15 protein-coding genes and 1 pseudogene are annotated in these 15,074 nt (G+C 64.2%); 12 read left to right on the top strand and 4 right to left on the bottom strand.

The genetic code is table 11. The features are described from left to right. Positions 1-1,508: 4Fe-4S dicluster domain-containing protein (locus ACESMD_RS02065; RefSeq protein ID WP_372609899.1), on the bottom strand; the 1,508-nt coding region annotated here is incomplete at its 3' end. Between the two features lie 173 nt (positions 1,509-1,681). On the opposite strand from ACESMD_RS02065, the gene ACESMD_RS02070 reads away from it, so the two are divergent. The 8 genes from ACESMD_RS02070 (at position 1,682) to ACESMD_RS02105 (ending at position 8,025) form a co-directional block, all read left to right on the top strand. Beyond that, on the top strand, positions 1,682-2,434 hold the full coding sequence (locus ACESMD_RS02070; protein ID WP_372609874.1) for an electron transfer flavoprotein subunit beta/FixA family protein: 753 nt from the start codon (positions 1,682-1,684) through the stop codon (positions 2,432-2,434). Then, entirely contained in the window at positions 2,431-3,357 is a 927-nt protein-coding gene (locus tag ACESMD_RS02075; RefSeq protein WP_372609876.1) for an electron transfer flavoprotein subunit alpha/FixB family protein, read from the top strand. The genes ACESMD_RS02070 and ACESMD_RS02075 overlap by 4 nt, the downstream gene beginning before the upstream one ends. Positions 3,358-3,544: 187 nt before the next feature. After that, positions 3,545-4,156 carry a superoxide dismutase gene (locus tag ACESMD_RS02080; protein WP_372609878.1) on the top strand — a complete coding sequence of 204 codons (612 nt, stop codon included), beginning with the start codon at positions 3,545-3,547 and terminating at the stop codon, positions 4,154-4,156. Positions 4,157-4,311: 155 nt separating this feature from the next. Next, entirely contained in the window at positions 4,312-5,097 is a 786-nt protein-coding gene (locus ACESMD_RS02085; protein WP_372609880.1) for a DUF3450 domain-containing protein, read from the top strand. Next, positions 5,094-6,461: a MotA/TolQ/ExbB proton channel family protein gene (locus ACESMD_RS02090; RefSeq protein ID WP_372609882.1), complete on the top strand. Its 1,368-nt coding sequence runs from the start codon at positions 5,094-5,096 to the stop codon at positions 6,459-6,461. The genes ACESMD_RS02085 and ACESMD_RS02090 overlap by 4 nt, the downstream gene beginning before the upstream one ends. After that, a complete protein-coding gene (locus tag ACESMD_RS02095) occupies positions 6,445-6,978 on the top strand; it encodes a MotA/TolQ/ExbB proton channel family protein (RefSeq protein ID WP_372609901.1) in 534 nt (177 codons plus the stop codon). Before ACESMD_RS02090 ends, ACESMD_RS02095 begins: the two co-directional genes overlap by 17 nt. Continuing rightward, positions 6,971-7,378 carry an ExbD/TolR family protein gene (locus ACESMD_RS02100; RefSeq protein ID WP_372609884.1) on the top strand — a complete coding sequence of 136 codons (408 nt, stop codon included), beginning with the start codon at positions 6,971-6,973 and terminating at the stop codon, positions 7,376-7,378. The genes ACESMD_RS02095 and ACESMD_RS02100 overlap by 8 nt, the downstream gene beginning before the upstream one ends. Further along, complete coding sequence (locus tag ACESMD_RS02105; RefSeq protein ID WP_372609886.1) at positions 7,375-8,025, top strand: TonB family protein; 651 nt, start codon at positions 7,375-7,377, stop codon at positions 8,023-8,025. Before ACESMD_RS02100 ends, ACESMD_RS02105 begins: the two co-directional genes overlap by 4 nt. A 78-nt stretch (positions 8,026-8,103) precedes the next feature. On the opposite strand, the gene xthA is transcribed toward ACESMD_RS02105, so the two are convergent. After that, complete coding sequence (xthA, locus tag ACESMD_RS02110; protein WP_372609889.1) at positions 8,104-8,931, bottom strand: exodeoxyribonuclease III; 828 nt, start codon at positions 8,929-8,931, stop codon at positions 8,104-8,106. Between the two features lie 2 nt (positions 8,932-8,933). Then, entirely contained in the window at positions 8,934-9,185 is a 252-nt protein-coding gene (locus ACESMD_RS02115; protein WP_372609891.1) for a hypothetical protein, read from the bottom strand. A 168-nt stretch (positions 9,186-9,353) separates the two neighbouring features. Between ACESMD_RS02115 and rhlB the strand changes: the two genes are divergently transcribed. Both rhlB and dinG read left to right on the top strand, forming a co-directional pair. Further along, positions 9,354-10,631 carry an ATP-dependent RNA helicase RhlB gene (rhlB, locus tag ACESMD_RS02120; protein ID WP_372609903.1) on the top strand — a complete coding sequence of 426 codons (1,278 nt, stop codon included), beginning with the start codon at positions 9,354-9,356 and terminating at the stop codon, positions 10,629-10,631. Positions 10,632-10,637: 6 nt separating this feature from the next. Continuing rightward, positions 10,638-12,779 (top strand): ATP-dependent DNA helicase DinG, encoded by a 2,142-nt coding sequence (gene dinG / locus ACESMD_RS02125; RefSeq protein ID WP_372609893.1) that lies wholly within the window; start codon positions 10,638-10,640, stop codon positions 12,777-12,779. Positions 12,780-12,784: 5 nt separating this feature from the next. On the opposite strand, the gene ACESMD_RS02130 is transcribed toward dinG, so the two are convergent. Further along, on the bottom strand, positions 12,785-13,864 hold the full coding sequence (locus ACESMD_RS02130; RefSeq protein WP_372609895.1) for a 3-deoxy-7-phosphoheptulonate synthase: 1,080 nt from the start codon (positions 13,862-13,864) through the stop codon (positions 12,785-12,787). 307 nt (positions 13,865-14,171) lie between these two features. Here ACESMD_RS02130 and rpoE point away from each other — a divergent pair, with 307 nt between their 5' ends. Then, on the top strand, positions 14,172-14,777 hold the full coding sequence (rpoE, locus tag ACESMD_RS02135; RefSeq protein ID WP_372609897.1) for an RNA polymerase sigma factor RpoE: 606 nt from the start codon (positions 14,172-14,174) through the stop codon (positions 14,775-14,777). 200 nt (positions 14,778-14,977) lie between these two features. Further along, positions 14,978-15,074: pseudogene (locus ACESMD_RS02140) on the top strand (anti-sigma factor); the annotation flags it as partial.

Below are 15,074 nucleotides of genomic sequence, written 5' to 3' on the forward strand. Positions count from 1 at the left end.
CCGGCAGGGCAGTAGCGCTGGGCCGGTTCGGCGTATTCAGGCAGGTTGTCGCGGATGGGCAGCTCCGGGTCGTCGAGCTTGAGGTGGCAGGGCTGATCCTCTTCGTGGTTGGTGTTGGAGAGATGCACCGAGGAGGTCTTGTCGAAGGAGAGCTTGCCGTCGGGCCTGGGATAGTCGATCTTCTCGAACTCGCTGGCCGGCCTGAGTGCCGCGTGGTCCGGGGTGGTGTCGTGGACCCTTGGCAGCTTGCTGCCGAGCAGCTGGTCGAGGAAATTGTAGGCACCGCCGCCCAGGGTGCCGTACTTGTGGATCGCCGGCCCGAAGCTGGCGCTTTCCTGGAGTTCGGCATGGGCCCAGCTCGCCTGCCATTTCTCGGTGAAGGCGGTCAGCTCGCTGCCGCCTTCATCGCCGCTCTCGATCGCCTCGAAAACGGCCTCGGCCGCCACCAGGCCCGACTTCATGGCGGTGTGCAGGCCCTTGATCTTGGCGAAGTTCAGGGTGCCGGCGTCACAGCCGATCAGCAGGCCGCCGGGAAAGGTCATCCTCGGCAGGCAATTGAGGCCGCCCTTGGTGATGGCCCGGGCCCCGTAGGCGACGCGCTTGCCGCCCTCGAGGTGTCGCTTGAGCACTGGGTGGTGCTTCATTCGCTGAAATTCGTCGAACGGCGAGAGCCAGGGATTGCGGTAGGAGAGGTCCATGATCAGGCCGACGACGACCTGGCGGTTCTCGGCGTGGTAGAGGAACCAGCCGCCATGGGTGTCCTTGGCCAGGGGCCAGCCGGAGCCGTGCAGCACCAGGCCGGGCTCGTGCTGCTCGGCGGGAACATCCCAGAGTTCCTTGAGGCCGATGCCGTAGTGCTGCGGGTCCTTGCCTTCGTCGAGGTTGAAGCGCTCGATCAGCCGCTTGCCCAGATGGCCATGGGCGCCCTCGGCGAAGAGGGTATACTTTGCCCGCAGCTCCATGCCGGGCATGTAGCCGTCCTTGGGTTGGCCGTCGGCATCCACGCCCATATCGCCGATCAGGATACCCCGAACCACGTTCTTTTCATCGACGATCACGTCCTGGGCGGCGAAGCCGGGGAAGATCTCCACACCCAGCGCTTCCGCCTGCTCGGCCAGCCAGCGGCAAAGGTTGCCGGCGCTGATCACGTAGCGGGTCTGGTCGCCGCCGGTGTTATGCATTGACCTGGGCACCAGGGTATCGGGCAGCTTCTGGGCCTTCTCGCCGTCCAGAAGCAGATAGAGCGCGTCGCGGGTCACCGGGGTGGTGAGGGGCGCGCCGCGCTCCTCCCAGTCGGGGAAGAGCTCCTGCAGGGCGCGGGGCTCGAGGACGGCGCCGGAGAGGATATGGGCGCCCACCTCGGAACCCTTTTCCACCACGCACACCGAAAGCTCCTGGCCGGCCTCGCTTGCCTGCTGCATGAGGCGCGCCGCCGCCGACAGGCCGGCGGGGCCGGCACCGACGATGATGACATCGAATTCCATGGAATCGCGTTCAACCTGTTCCACCGGCAATATCCTCCTGTCGAGACGCGGTCGTGTCATGATGATGACCGGCGTCCAATGGCTTTGAAACGTTCGTTTGCTTCTAGCCGAGTCTGATGATTGGTATAATAGTGGAATAAGGAGGCGCCTGCGATGGGCAACCGAGAGGTCTCCCGATCCAACCAAGCGAGGGCATTATGAAAGTACTTGTCGCGGTCAAGCGCGTCGTGGACTACAACGTCAAGATCCGGGTCAAGGCCGACAACAGCGATGTGGATCTCACCAACGTCAAGATGGCCATGAACCCCTTCTGCGAGATCGCCGTGGAAGAAGCAGTACGCCTGAAGGAACGTGGCGTGGCCACCGAGATCGTCGCCGTGACCATCGGTCCCAAGGCCGCCCAGGAACAGCTGCGCAATGCCCTGGCCCTGGGGGCGGACCGTGCCGTGCATGTCGAGACGGAAGCGCATGTCGAATCCCTGGCCGTTGCCAAGTTGCTGGCCAAGGTGGTCGAGGCGGAGCAGCCGGGCCTGGTGATCCTCGGCAAGCAGGCCATCGATACCGACAATAACCAGGTCGGACAGATGCTCTCGGCCCTTGCCGGTCTGTCCCAGGGGGCCTTTGCCTCCGAGGTGGTGGTGGAGGGCGAGAGAGTCCGCGTCACCCGCGAGATCGACGGTGGTTCCCAGACTCTGGAGCTGACCCTGCCGGCCATCATCACCAGCGATCTGCGCCTGAACGAGCCGCGCTACGCCAAGCTGCCCGACATCATGAAGGCCAAGAAGAAGCCGATAGACGTCAAGTCCCCGGCCGACCTGGGCGTGGAGGTGGAGTCGAGAGTCACCTTGCTCAAGGTCGAGCCGCCGGCCGAACGCCAGGGCGGTGTCAAGGTGGGTTCCGTGGGCGAACTCCTGGAAAAACTCAAGAATGACGCCAAGGTGATCTCATGAGCATTCTGGTCCTTGCCGAACATCACGAGGGGCAACTGTCCTCCGCTACCGCCCATGTGGTCGCCGCCGCTCGAGCCATCGGCGGTGATATCGATATCCTGGTGGCCGGTGACGGGGTGGGCGCCATCGCCGAGGCGGCGGCCAGGCTCGAGGGTGTGGCCCGTGTCCGTGTCGCCGACCATGCCGCCTATGCGCATCAGCTCGCCGAACCCATGGGGGATCTCATCGCCGGCCTGGCCGATGACTACAGCCATTTACTGGCATCGGCCTCCACCAACGGCAAGAATATTCTGCCGCGCGTGGCCGCCCTCAAGGATGTCTCCCAGATCTCGGAAATCATCTCGGTCGAGAGCGCCGATACCTTCAAGCGTCCCATCTACGCCGGCAATGCGATCGCCACCGTGCAGAGCGCGGATCCGATCAAGGTGATCACCGTGCGCGCCACCGGCTTCGATGCCGTCGGCGACACGGGTCAGGCGGCCATCGAAGCCGTGGACAGGGTGGCCGAGAACGCCAGTTCCGTCTTCGTCGAGGAGTCGCTGGCCAAGAGCGATCGCCCCGAACTGGGTGCGGCCCGGGTGGTCATATCCGGCGGTCGTGGCCTGGGCAGTGCCGAGAACTTCAAGCTCCTCGATGGCATCGCCGACAAGCTGGGAGCGGCCATCGGCGCCTCACGGGCCGCCGTGGATGCGGGCTTCGTGCCCAATGACATGCAGGTCGGCCAGACCGGCAAGATTGTCGCCCCGGATCTGTATATCGCCGTGGGTATCTCCGGCGCCATCCAGCATCTGGCCGGCATGAAGGATGCCCGGGTCATCGTCGCCATCAACAAGGACCCGGACGCGCCGATCTTCGAGATCGCGGATTATGGTCTCGTCGGCGATCTGTTCGAGATCCTGCCGGAACTCGAGCAGAAGCTCTAGTTGCGCCTGGCCTGGCCTCGCCGGTAGTTTGTCAGTGCCGGTGGGGTCCACTAGACTAGAACTAGAGTAAATAGTTGAGTGTAATCCTCGGTTATCTGAATGTGCCTGGGTGGGCATTGAAAAGCTCCCTGCCCATCCGCATATCTAGTGGTGCACGCAGATTTCCGCCAATCAAGGAGATGACGATATGGCCCATACCCTTCCCGATCTTCCGTATGCCTACGATGCCCTGGAACCGCACATTGATGCGATGACCATGGAGATTCACCACTCCAAGCACCATCAGACCTATGTCAATAACCTGAACGGCGCCCTGGAGGGCACCGGTCTCGAGGATTTGCCGGTAGATGAGCTGCTTGCCAACCTGGACCGTGTACCCGAGGACAAGCGCCAGGCCGTGATCAACAACGGCGGTGGCCATTCCAACCACAGCATGTTCTGGCAGATGATGTCCCCCAATGGAGGAGGCAATCCCCAGGGCAAGGTGGCTTCCGCCATCGACAGCGAGCTCGGCGGTTACGAGGCCTTCCAGGAAGCCCTGACCAAGGCCGGTCTGGGTCGTTTCGGCAGTGGCTGGGCATGGCTCAGCGTCAAGCCGGATGGCAAGCTGGTCGTCGAGAACACCCTCAATCAGGACAGCCCGATCAGCCACGGCCATACCCCGATCCTGGGTGTGGACGTCTGGGAGCATGCCTATTACCTCAAGTACCAGAACAAGCGTCCGGACTACTTGAAGGCCTTCTTCAACGTGATCAACTGGGAAGACGTCGAGCGCCGTTACCAGGCTGCCAGTGCCTGATACGCCGATGCGTCATCACCGAACGGCCTGGCATTCCGATCAGTAGCCGGCTTCGGCAAAGGGCTCCGCTAACCGCGGGGCCCTTTGTGTTTGCAGCTGAGGTCTTTTCCGCTTCGAGCCGGTCAATTTGGAGAGTCATGGTGAGGAGCTTTCGCTTGGATTTGTCGCTTGGTATCGCCATCGGGTTGCTGGCTGCGGGCCTGCTCCATGCCCAGGAGCCGCTGGTTGATGAGGCCAGCGACGCGCAGCGCGGCCAGGCCGAACTGCAGGCCCGCATCGACGAGGCCGATGACGAGACCCGCGAGCTGTTGCGTGAGCTGCGCCGGGTAGAGGACGAGACCCGACGACTCGAGGGCTACAACCTTGCACTGGCCCCTCGGTTGGCGGAGCGTGAAGCGACACTGGATCGTCGTGAGGCGGCGCTGGATGGCCTGGAGGATACCCGGGTGGCCCTGCCGGCCCTGAACCGGGGTCTGCTGGCGCGACTGGCGCAGTGGGTCGAGCAGGATCTGCCATTCCTGGTCGAAGAGCGCCGGGCGAGGGTGGCAAGCCTCGACGATGAGACCCTGCCAGCCACCGAACGCCTGGAACGACTGTTGTCGGCCTGGCGAAGCGAGCTCGCCTACGGGCGGGAGACGGATGCCTGGCGCGGTTACCTGACCGGAGGGGACACCCGGCGCGAGGTGGATTTCCTGCGTCTGGGTCGGGTCGGGCTCTACTACCTGACCCCCGATGGCCGCCAGGGTGGCGTCTGGCGGGCAGGGGAATCCCGCTGGAAGGCACTTGAGGATGACCAGCGTGCCGAGGTCCGCAAGGGATTGCGCATCGCCCGCGACCAGCGTGCCCCGGAACTGCTGGAACTGCCTGTGTCCTCTGACCTCGAGACTGACCTCGGGACTGACCTCGGGACACGGAAAGCCGCTGAGGAGATCTCCTCATGAGCCGTACGCTTTTCACGCGGCTGGGACTGCTGCTGGTGCTCGTGGCTCCCCTGGCCCTGGCTCAGTCCGATGCGTTGACCACGCTGCGTGCCGATCGCGAGGCCGCCGAGGCCCGCGACTACGCCCGTTTGTCTGCTCTGGTCGAGGATCGCGACGCCCTCGAGCAGGCGCTGGACGAGGCACGCGAGGCGCGTGACGAGGCAGCCCGGCGTCGTGACGAACTCGATGCCCGTCGTGAGGCGCTCGAGGCGCAGGAGGCGGCCCTCGAGGGGCGCATGGAAGAGCAGGGCGAGGAGCTGGCCTCGCTGCTCTCGACCCTGCAGCGGCACAGCGGCGAGTTGCGCGATGCCCTGGCCGAGAGCTGGCTGACGGTCGGCGGGGCGATGCTGCCACCGCGTATCGATGATGCCGAGGTGCTCGAGCTTGACCATATCGAGCGGCTGGCCGATAGCCTGATGGCGTTGACCGTCGAGAGTGGACGGCTCGTCATCCTCGAGGCTCCGGTGGCAGGGACCGATGGCGAGGTGACCCGTCGCCGGATGGTTCGCCTGGGTGATGTGGCGGCCTTTTCCGAGGGGCAGCTGCTGCGTCGTGGCGCCGATGAGGCCACCCTCTCGGTGGCCGAACATACCCCCTCGACGGTGAGCGAGGTGCTGACCGCTTTTCAGGATGGCCAACGGGATATGGTGGTCCTGGATCCGACTCGCGGCCCCTTGCTGAAGGCCCTCGCCCAGCAACCGACGCTGCTCGAGCGCTTCCACCAGGGAGGGGCCGTTGGCTATGTCGTGGTGGCTCTCGGCGCGCTGGGCTTGCTGGTGGCCCTGGCCCAGTACGGCTATCTGCTGCGGGTGACTCTGGCGGTGCGACGCCAACGACGTGCCCTGGGCCGGTTGCGTGCCGACAACCCTCTGGGTCGGGTGCTGGCTCGCTTTCACGCCCTGGACGATGGCCATGCCCCGGAGGTTCTGGAGGCTCGCCTCGATGAAGCGATGCTGGCCGAGCAGCCGCGACTCGAGCGGGGCCAGGCCCTGGTCAAGCTGCTGGCCGCCGTGGCGCCATTACTGGGCCTGCTAGGCACGGTGACCGGCATGATCGTCACCTTCCAGTCCATCACCGTATTCGGCACCGGCGATCCGCAGTTGATGGCCGGTGGCATCAGTCAGGCCCTGGTCACCACCGTGCTGGGACTGGTCACCGCCGTGCCGCTGCTCTTCGCCCATACGGCGCTCGCTTCACGCAGCCGGCAACTGGTCGGCATCGTCGAGGGCCAGGCCAGCGCGGCCCTGGCAGAACATCTGGAGGCGCGGATCTTGTCTCCGGGCCAACTCGCCGAGAGGAGGAATCATGATGCCGCTCTGGCTTGAGCCCCTCGACCGACTCGCCGAGGCCGGCGGCCCGGTGCTGCTGGGCATCGCCCTGGTGGCCGCACTACTCTTCGGCCTGGCGCTGGAACGGATGTGGTTCTTTCGTATCGCCTATCGTCGGGCACGGCGCCGCCTGATTGAGCGTTGGGCCGCCCGCGACGACCACCTGAGCTGGAGTGCCCGTACCCTGCGTGAGGTCTGGACCCGGGAGCTGATCGGCCGGCTGCGTCGGCCGCTGCCATGGCTGAAACTGCTGGTGGCGATCTGCCCACTGCTCGGGCTGCTGGGCACAGTGACGGGGATGATCACCGTCTTTGATGGCCTGGCCGCCAGCGAGACAAGCCAGGCCCGTGCCATGGCCGACGGCGTGGCACGGGCGACCCTGCCCACCCTGAGTGGTATGGCGGTGGCGGTGGTGGGCCTGATGTTCACCAGCCGACTGGAACAGGTCATCCGGCGTGAGGATCAGCGGTTGCATGATCGCCTGGCTCGTGCCCTGGAGGAGAGCCATGCGTAGGCGCCGTCTCGGCAGCGACAGCGACGAGGCCAGCGAGGTCAACCTGACCCCGATGCTGGATGTCGTCTTCATCATGTTGATCTTCTTCATCGTCACGACCAGCTTCATCAAGGAGAGCGGGGTGGAGATCGAGCGGCCGGAGTCTAGTGACGCCACGCCACGACCTAACGCCCAGGTGATGGTGGCCCTCACCGCGGAGGGCGCCGTCTGGGTGGATGGCGAGGCAGTGGATGCCCACCGTGTCGGCGAGCGTGTCGCCGAGTTGGTCAGCGACGAGGGCGGGGTGGTGATCCAGGCCGACCGGGAATCCACCACCGGCCTGCTGGTGGAGGTGATGGAGCGCATCCGCCAGGCGGGTGTGGAGGAAATGGCGGTGGCCGCCACGCGAGGTACCCCGTGATACGGGGAGGCCTCTCCCTGCTGGTGGGTGCGGCCCTGGCCCTGTTGCTGTTCTGGGGGCTGGCACTACTGGTGGCGCCTCCGCCGCCGCACATCGTCGAGGTCGAGCGGGTAACCATGAATCTCATGGCGCCACCGCAGGCGCCCGCCAAGGCACCGGATGACGGCTCCCAGGCGCCTGAGTCCGAGCCGAAGCCTGAACATCAGCCGGAACCTGAACCAGAACCTGAGCTAGTAGTGCAACCTCAGCCTGAGCCTGAGCCTGAGCCACGGCCTTTGCCGTCTTCCGAGCTTGCCGTGTCTGAATCTGCGGAATCACTGGAGATGGCAGAGGTGTCCGATGCCGATCATGAGTCACGGGGCAGGACGAGCGAGGGTCCCATCGATGTGGGCGAGTTGCCGCCACTCAATCAGGTGCCGCCCGAGTATCCGCGAAGTGCCCAGCGGCGCGGCCTGGAAGGGTATGTTGAGCTGGCGTTTCTAGTCGCTCCCGACGGCCGGGTCGACGCCGATTCGATTCGTGTGGTCGAGGCCCGGCCCGGCAATGTATTCGATCGTGCCGCCCGGCAGGCGGTGTCGCAATGGCGGTTCGAGGCGAGCGGCCAGCTGAGACGCGCACGCCAGCGGCTGGAGTTCCAGCTGAGGTAGTGCCATGAACGAGCGGATCCCTTTCGACGCCCGCTGACCAGAATGGGGGTAGAGAATCAGCAGACCGCCGAGCCCCTATTAGAGATCCAGTTCTGTCCAGACCGGGGCATGATCCGAGGGCCGTTCCATCCCGCGCAGCTCGTAGTCGATGCCGGCGTCGACCACGCGCTCGGCCAGCGGTACCGTGACCAGGATATGATCGATGCGCAGGCCGCGCCTGGGGTCGCGCTCGAAGCCGCGGGAACGGTAGTCGAACCAGCTGAAACGATCATCGACCCTGGGGTAGAGCACCCGGTAGCTGTCGGTGAGGCCCCAGGCCTTGATGCCCTCGAGCCATTCGCGCTCCACCGGCTGGAAGCTGGTCTTGCCCTCGCGCAGCCAGCGCCGACGGCTTGCCTCACCGATGCCGATGTCGATGTCCTCGGGAGAGATATTGAAATCCCCCATCACGGCGAGGTTCTCGGCGGGGTTCTGGTCCTCGTCCAGCAGCCGCTGAAGCTGGGCATAGAAATGCCGCTTGTGGGGAAACTTGGTCGGGTGTTCGATATTCTCGCCCTGGGGAAAGTAACCGTTCCATATCGTGATGGGCTCACGTCCCGCCGGGGCCAGGCGAACCCCAATCATGCGTCTCTGGGCGTCATCCTCGTCATCGGGGAAGCCATGAAAGACCGCCTCCGGTTCGCCGCACTGGGCCGTGTCCACCATCAGGGCTACACCGTAGTGGCCCTTCTGGCCATGAAAACAGACGCGGTATCCCATGGTCTCCACCGCGGCGCGGGGAAACTCGCTGTCCTGGACCTTGGTTTCCTGCAGGCCGATCACCGCGGGGCGGTGAGCCTGGATCAGTGCTTCGAGTTGGTGCAGGCGGGCACGGATACCGTTGATATTGAAGGACACCAGGCGCATTGTCAGTCGTCCTTCCGCTCGGGGTCGTCGTGGCCTGCCTGGTCGGGATGGATGGCGATCGGCTGGCCGTCCTCCTGGCGCGCCTGCTTGCGGGCCGCCTGCAGCTTGCGTTGCTGGCGCTTCTTCTGGGTGAAGCGAGTCGACGAGGTGACCTGGTCCGGATGGTCGTGACGCCACTTCTTGAAATCCTTGCGCTTACCGGTGCGAATCTGCACCTTGTCGGCGAGCGAACGTGTCTTCTTGCGGCGTGTCATGAGGTGTGGCTCCTGTTAATCCTGGCGGCATTCTATCAGCCGCACCCCTGGCGTCGACAGGCGTTCTCTCGGGGCCTGTGCACGAAACGCGCCCTCGGCGTCATGGACTGGTACAATATCTGGCTGAACCATGTCTCCTATCCACTAAACGGACTAGACAGCAAGCCTATGAGCGAGTCGGAACAGATCACCGCACCGGAACAGGACCGCAAGCCCAAGCGTCGTCGTCGCAAGCCACGCCGTCGCCAGTCATCCGGCTGGGACCTGCGTCAGTTTCAGGTTCCCGCCGTGGCGGGCAAGTGGCGCTTCCACGACTTTGATCTGCCGCTTCCCCTGATGCGAGCCATCCATGCCCTGGGATTCGAGTATTGCACTCCTATCCAGTCAGAGGCGCTGGCCCAGACGTTGCTTGGCGGTGACGTGGTCGGCAAGGCTCAGACCGGCACCGGCAAGACCGCCGCCTTTTTGATTTCCATCCTGGCCTACTTCCTCGAGGAAGAGGTGCCCAATGGTCAGAAACCCGGGACACCCCGAGCCTTGATCGTGGCGCCCACCCGTGAATTGGCCCTGCAGATCGAGAAGGATGCCAAGGCCCTGGCGCGCTTCACCGATCTCAATGTGGCCAGCGTGGTCGGCGGCATGGATTATCAGAAGCAGCGTGATGCCCTGAGCAAGAAGCTGGACATCCTGGTGGCGACCCCCGGGCGACTGCTCGACTTCCACGAGAAGCGTGACGTCGATCTCACCCAGGTGGAGGTTCTGGTCCTCGACGAGGGGGATCGCATGCTCTCCATGGGGTTCATTCCCGATGTCCGGCGCATCATCCGCCATACGCCCAAGAAGGAGGAGCGCCAGACCTTTCTCTTCTCGGCGACCTTCAACGAGGACATCCTCGACCTCGCCAACCAGTGGACGCATGAGCCGGCCCATGTGGATATCGAGGTCACGGTGGAAAATGCCGCCGATATCGACCAGCGGGTCTATCTGGTCGGCGACGAGGACAAGCAGCGCCTGCTGGTCAATCTGCTCAAGCAGGAGAGCTTCGATCGCGTGATGGTCTTCGGCAATCGCCGTGACCTGGTACGCAAACTCGATGACCTGATGAAGAAGGCAGGCATTAATGCCGCCATGCTCTCCGGGGATGTGCCCCAGAACCAGCGCATCGAGACCCTGGAAAAGTTTCGCCAGGGCGAGATTCAGGTACTGGTGGCCACCGACGTGGCGGGCCGTGGCATTCATATCGAGGATGTCAGCCACGTGATCAACTTCACCCTGCCGGAAGATCCCGAGGACTATGTCCACCGCATCGGCCGTACCGGCCGCGCGGGCGCCAAGGGCGTATCGATCAGTTTCGTGGGTGAGGAGGACGCCTTCTCGCTGCCCGAGATCGAACGCTACATCAACGACAAGCTGCCGTGCGAACATCCGCCGGAAGGGTTGCTCTGACGGCCCATGCTTGACGAGGCGCTCAAGGGCGAGATCCAGGGCGCCTATCGCCGGGTGCTCGAGGCGCTGGATCTGACCCCTCGTTATGGTCAGCGGCTGATGATCGCCGAGATCGCCCGCACCCTGGCGGGGATCGAGGCCGACGAGGCCGGCCGTCGTACCAGCGACGAGCATGTCTGTGTGCTGGAGGCCGGCACCGGAACCGGCAAGACCCTGGCCTACCTGCTCGCTGCCCTGCCGGTGGCCAAGGCTCGGGGAAAGCGGCTGGTGATCGCCACCGCCACGGTGGCCCTGCAGGAACAGGTCCTCCACCAGGACCTGCCATCCCTCAAGTCACACAGCGGGCTGGACTTCGACTATGCCCTGGCCAAGGGGCGTGGCCGTTATGTCTGCGTGGCGCGGCTGGATCAGGTCCTCGAAGGCGGGGAAGAGAACCCGACCCTGTCGCTCTTCGAGCAATCCCTGGCCAGCGGTGGCGACGATCTCCAGTCGCTGGCCGCCTCACTGGGCGAGGCCTATGGCAATGGCCGCTGGGAAGGGGACCGCGACAGCTGGCCCGAGGCCATCGATGACGCCCACTGGCGCAAGCTCACCGTCGATCACCGCCAATGCACCAACCGCCGCTGCGGCCATTTCGGGGCCTGTGCCTTCTTTCGTGCGCGCCGCTATCTGGACAGCGCCGATGTCATCGTCACCAACCATGACCTGGTGCTTTCCGATCTGGCCCTGGGTGGCGGGATGGTGCTGCCCGCGCCGAGCGACTGTATCTATATCTTCGATGAGGGCCATCATCTGCCCGCCAAGGCGATACAGCACTTCACCCACCGCTTCGCCGTGGGTGGCGCACTGCGCTGGCTGCGGACCCTGAAGAAATCCCTGACGGAACTCAATGCCGCCCTGGCGGTTCAACCGACACTGGCACGGCTGCTGGCGGGCCTACCCCAGGCGATCGATGCCCTGGAGCCTCGGCTCGGCGAGATCTTCGCGCTGGGCCACCAGTTGGCCGGCCGCACGGAGGGCCTGGGGGATGGCGATGACAGCCGCCATCACCGCTTCGAGATGGGCCAGGCACCCACGGCGGTGCGTGAGCAGGCGAGTGCCCTGGTCGTGATCCTGGCCGAGTTGTCGAGCCGTCTGGAGAGTATGAGCGACATTCTGCGCGAGAGCCTCGACCCGGAAAAGGCGACCGGGCTGCCCCGGGAGCAGGCCGAGGCCTGGTTGCCACTAGTCGCCTTGCTGCACGGTCGCGCCGTCGAGGCCCATGCCCTCTGGTCGGCCTTTGCCGAACAGGATGACCCCGGCGAGCCACCCAGGGCGCGGTGGCTGACCCTGGAGCGGTTCGGCGGAGAACCCGAGTTGACCTTCTCGGCCAGCCCGGTGTCGGCGGCGCATACCCTGGCCCATACCCTCTGGGGGGCATGTTTCGGTGCCGTGGTGACCTCCGCTACCCTGACCGCGCTGGGCCGCTTCGAGCGGCTGCAGGAGCAGGCCGGGTTGGCCAATCGCTACCGCTACCAGCGTCTGCCAAGCCCCTTCGACTATTCCCGGGCGGTACTCAGCGTGCCCCGGGAGGCGGTGGATCCCACGGACCGAGAGGGCCACGAGCGAGCCATTGTCGACTTCGTGGAAAGCCTGGGCGACACGGAGGCCGTGCTGATGCTGTTCTCGTCCCGGGCCCAGTTGCGCGCCGTGGAGAAGGCCCTTCCCAGGATCTGCCTGGAGCGGGTACTGGCCCAGGACCGATTGCCCAAGCGGGAGCTTATCCAGCGGCACCGTTCACGGGTGGATGCGGGGGAGGGCAGCATCATCTTCGGTCTGGCCAGCTTCGCCGAAGGCATCGACCTGCCCGGCGAGTACCTGACCCACGTGGTCGTGACCCGGTTACCCTTCTCGGTGCCCGATGACCCGGTGGGGGCGACCCTGGCCGAATGGATCGAAAGCCGCGGTGGCAACCCCTTCATGCGCATTAGCGTGCCCGATGCCTCGATCAAGCTGGTTCAGGCCTGCGGGCGATTGATCCGCAAGGAAGCCGATACGGGACGCATCACCCTGCTCGACCGTCGTGTGCTAACGCGGCGCTATGGTCGCGCCCTGCTGGATGCCCTGCCTCCCTTCGTCAGGGAGGTCGATGGGGTCCGTGAGGTGTAAGGCGCTCAGGTGGCCTTGAGGCGCTTGGCGAGTACCGGGGCGAGCTTGGCGTCCATTTCCTTGAAGGCCTGGACGGTGGAGTCCCAGTCGATGCAGGCATCGGTGACGGAGACGCCGTACTGAAGCTGGCTGATATCCTCGGGGATCTTCTGGTTGCCCCAGCCGATGTTGGATTCGACCATCAGGCCGATGATGGAGCGGTTGCCCTCGAGGATCTGATTGGTGACATTCTCCATCACCAGGGGCTGCAGGGCGGCATCCTTGTTGGAATTGGCGTGGGAGCAGTCGATCATGATGTTGGGTGTGACACCGCCTTTCTTCAGTTCCTGCTCGGCCAGGGCGACGCTGACGCTGTCGTAGTTGGGCTTGCCGTTGCCGCCGCGAAGCACGACATGGCCGTAGGCGTTGCCACGGGTGCGAATGATCGCCACCTGACCGGCCTGGTCGATGCCCAGGAAATTGTGAGAGTGGGAGACGGACTGCAGGGCATTCACTGCCACATCCAGGCTGCCGTCGGTGCCGTTCTTGAAGCCCACCGGACAGGAGAGGCCCGAGGCCATCTCACGGTGCGTCTGTGATTCGGTAGTGCGTGCGCCGATGGCGGCCCAGCTGATGCAGTCCTGGAGGTACTGCGGCGAGATCGGGTCCAGGGCCTCGGTGGCCAGCGGCAGGCCCAGTTCGGCCAGTTCCACAAGCAGGCGGCGTCCGATGTGCAGGCCTTCCTCTATCTCGAAGGAGCCGTTGAGGTGGGGGTCGTTGATCAGGCCCTTCCAGCCGACGGTGGTGCGGGGCTTCTCGAAGTAGACACGCATCACGATATAGAGACTGTCCTTGACCTCGTCGGCCAGGCGGCGCAGCCGGCGTGCGTAGTCCAGGGCGGCGTCGACGTCATGGATGGAACAGGGACCCACGACCATCAGCAACCGGGGGTCTTGTCCATCGAGAATGCGCTGAATGGTTTCGCGGCTCTCGATGACGGTGCTTTCGGCGCTTTCGGTGAGGGGGATTTCCTTCTTCAGGGCCTCGGGAGTGATGAGGACATCCTGAGCAAGGACATTGAGGTTGTTGACCTGCTGATCTGACATTGTGCTTCCTGTGTCGTGTCTGTGCTGATGACGAGAAGGGATAGGGTACTACTATCACCCGTTGGCCCGACAAAAATCAATCGCCTTTGGAACCCCCGGACGGCGCCGGTTGTCGCGCTGCTGGCGACTCGGGCAGTGTTTATCTTGATGCAAGCCTCAGAAACGTGAACACTTGTGCTACATCGGCCAGCGATCCTGGCCCTCCGCTGCTTCATGGCCCCAGGTTGACATTATGCATGTATCATCCTTTCGCTTCCGGCGATCCTTGGCGAGCTCACCCACCTGTTGTCGGCGGGGGAATGCGTGAATGGATACCCGGGAAACCGATCAACAACTCGTCGAGCGTGCGCAAAAGGGGGATAACCGTGCCTTTGACTTGCTGGTCAGGAAGTACCAGCACAAGATCCTCGGGCTGATAGGCCGTTACGTCCATGATCATGCCGAGGTGCAGGATGTGGCACAGGAGGCCTTCATCAAGGCGTACCGTGCCCTTGGCAAGTTCCGGTCGGACAGTGCCTTCTATACCTGGATGTATCGCATCGCCATCAATACCGCCAAGAACCATCTGGTCTCACGTGGCCGTCGCCCGCCAGGCAGCGACCTGGATATCGCCGATGCCGAGATCCTCGACCACAGTGGTCGTCTGGCCGATAGCGAGACGCCGGAATTGGCCATGGCTCGCGACCAGCTGGAAGCGGCTGTGTTCCAGGCGATCGAGAATCTGCCGGACGACCTGCGTACGGCAATTACACTGCGAGAACTCGATGGGCTCTCCTACGAGGATATTGCCAATATCATGCAGTGTCCGGTGGGTACCGTGCGCTCGAGAATCTTCCGCGCCCGTGAGGCCGTCGACCAGCATATCCAGCCACTGGTCACGACCTCGAGAAACCGCGAATCCGTGACGGAATGAGCGCCGTAAGAGACAAAAATGTGCAAGGATTTCGGGGATTGGCTGAACTTGTCGGCCTGGTTCGACGTCTGAAGCAGTGTTCGATCTACCCGGGTCGATCCTGATATGTCGACAACCCGCTTTCGGGTTACTTGTCGGTGACTTCAGGCTGGTAATGGATGCAAGGCGGGGCGCCTTGCCAATGCTGCGAGGTGTTAAAGATGAGTCAGAATGCACGTGAATCGCTTTCTGCCCTGATGGACAACGAAGGTGATGAGCTCGAGCTTCGTCGTGTATTGAAAGCCATGGACGAATCGC

The organism is Halomonas sp. (genome assembly GCF_041689495.1).
GTDB lineage: Bacteria > Pseudomonadota > Gammaproteobacteria > Pseudomonadales > Halomonadaceae > Halomonas.